The organism is Candidatus Poribacteria bacterium (assembly GCA_016866785.1).
Lineage (GTDB): Bacteria > Poribacteria > WGA-4E.
The window spans coordinates 1-2,028 of the sequence record VGLH01000267.1; the positions used below are offsets into that span (position 1 = coordinate 1).

3 protein-coding genes are annotated in these 2,028 nt (G+C 66.7%); 2 read left to right on the top strand and 1 reads right to left on the bottom strand.

Annotation, left to right across the window (positions count from 1 at the left end; translation table 11 throughout):
* Positions 1 to 932: ABC transporter ATP-binding protein (locus tag FJZ36_19155; GenBank protein MBM3217018.1), on the top strand; the 932-nt coding region annotated here is incomplete at its 5' end.
* Positions 929 to 1,405: an N-acetyltransferase gene (locus FJZ36_19160; GenBank protein MBM3217019.1), complete on the top strand. Its 477-nt coding sequence runs from the start codon at positions 929 to 931 to the stop codon at positions 1,403 to 1,405. The genes FJZ36_19155 and FJZ36_19160, both read left to right, overlap by 4 nt.
* 226 nt (positions 1,406 to 1,631) lie before the next feature.
* Here the strand turns inward: FJZ36_19160 and FJZ36_19165 are convergent.
* A partial coding sequence (locus tag FJZ36_19165) for a 2,3-bisphosphoglycerate-dependent phosphoglycerate mutase (protein MBM3217020.1) occupies positions 1,632 to 2,028 on the bottom strand: 397 nt, incomplete at its 5' end.

Sequence of the window (2,028 nt, forward strand, 5' to 3'; positions counted from 1 at the left end):
GAACGGTTGGATACGTCCGCGCCGTGGACGGCGTGTCGTTCTCGATCCCGCGCGGCAGAACGCTCGCTGTCGTCGGCGAGTCGGGCTGCGGCAAGACGACCCTCGGCAAGTCGCTTCTGCGGCTGGCAGAGCCAACGTCGGGTCAAGTGCTCTTCGGCGGCGCGGAGATCACCGGCCTGTCCCGCTCCGATCTGAGCCGCCGCCGGTCGGGGTTCCAGATGGTGTTCCAGGACCCGTACTCGTCGCTGGACCCTCGCATGATGGTGCGCGAGACCATCGAGGAGGGAATGGTCGCCCAGGGGTACGGCAAGCTGCCGGCGTCGGAACGCGACGACCGCATTCGGCATGTCCTTCAGCTCGTCGGGCTGGATGCGTCGATGCTGGAACGCTATCCGCACGAGTTCTCAGGCGGTCAGAGGCAGCGGATCGGGATCGCGCGGGCGCTCGCCGTCGAGCCGCGCTTTATCGTCTGCGATGAGCCCACGAGCTCCCTCGACGTGTCCGTCCAGGCGCAGATCCTGAATCTGCTCAAGGACCTGCAGAGCCAGTTGGGTCTCTCCTACCTGTTCATCACGCACAACCTATCCGTCGTCGAGTACCTCGCGGACGAAGTCGCCGTGATGTACCTCGGCCGGTTCGTCGAGCGTGGCACGACCGAGGAGGTGTTCGACGACCCGAAGCACCCCTACACGAAGGCGCTGCTCTCCGCCGTGCCGAAGATCGACGACCGCGGCGTTGCGCGCATCCGCCTCGAAGGCGACGTGCCCTCGCCGGCGCGTCCTCCGGCGGGATGCCACTTCCACCCACGCTGCGGCGATGCGTTCGAGCCCTGTTCGGGAGTCTATCCGCCTGAAGCCACCTTCGGCGGCTCCCATGCGTGCCGCTGCTTCCTCTACATCGAGCCCCCTCCGCGCGACGAGGAGACTCCATGACGCAGACGCCGCAACGGATCGACGTGACGATCCGCCCCAAGTCGCCCGGCGATGCCCAGGCGCTGGGCGACATGCTCGAAAGCTGTTCCGAGCAGACGTACTACTACTTCCACCCGTACAAGCTGACGCGAGCGGCTGGGGAACGCGTCGCCGCCGACGGGTCGATCTATTGCCTCGTCGCCGAGACACCAACCAGCGCCATCGCCGGATACGTCTGGATTGCGCGGGACGGCAAAGTGCCCATGCTGGGCATCTGCGTTGCCGATGCGTATCAGGATCAGGGGATCGGTCGGCGGCTGATGGAGCGCATCGTCGCGGAGGCGCGCGCGCTGGGCAAGCGCGGCATCCAACTGACCGTCATGCAGGACAACGACCGCGCCCGCGCTCTCTACGAGAGCGTCGGGTTCGTCATCGACGGCGACCCGCCCGACCCGCAGGGCCCCGCCTACCACATGACGCTGGACTTCGGATAGGTCAGCCGGTCTGCGTCGTTGCTCCCGCGAAAGCGGGAGCCCAGAGTCCTGGATTCCGGCTTTTTCGGAGATGACGAACGGGTAAAGCCCCGCCGAGGGACGTACGGTTGTAGGGGCGGGTCTCAGACCCGCCCCTACGGGACTGTCACCTACGCGCGAGACGAGTACCTGCGTGTCTCGGCTGCTCGACGTGGCATGGGCTCGCATGGCGTCGGCTGGGCTGGCGTTACTCGATGTAGCCGCGCCGGACGATTCGGTCGCCGTCCGTCTCGTAGACCAGCGGCACGCCCGTCGGGATGTTCAGCTCGAGAACCTGCTCGCGCGTGAGCCCGTCCAGGTGCATGACGAGGGCGCGGAGCGAGTTCCCGTGCGCGGCGATCAGCAGGTTATTCCCCGCCTTCAGGTCGGGTAGGATGTGGGCTTCCCAGTAGGGCATGACGCGCTCCGCCGTGTCCTTGAGGCTCTCGCCGTTGGGCGGCTGCACGTCGAAGCTTCGGCGCCAGATGTGCACCTGTTCGTCACCGAACTTCTGCGCCGTTTCCGCCTTGTTCAGCCCCTGCAGGTCGCCGTAGTGCCGCTCATTGAGCGCCTGGTCGCGCTCGGTGGGAAGGTTCGCCTGCTTC

Coding starts and splice junctions, on each gene's coding strand:
- FJZ36_19160 (MBM3217019.1), top strand. CDS start 929: ATGACGCAGACGCCGCAACGGATCGACGTGACGATCCGCCCCAAGTCG.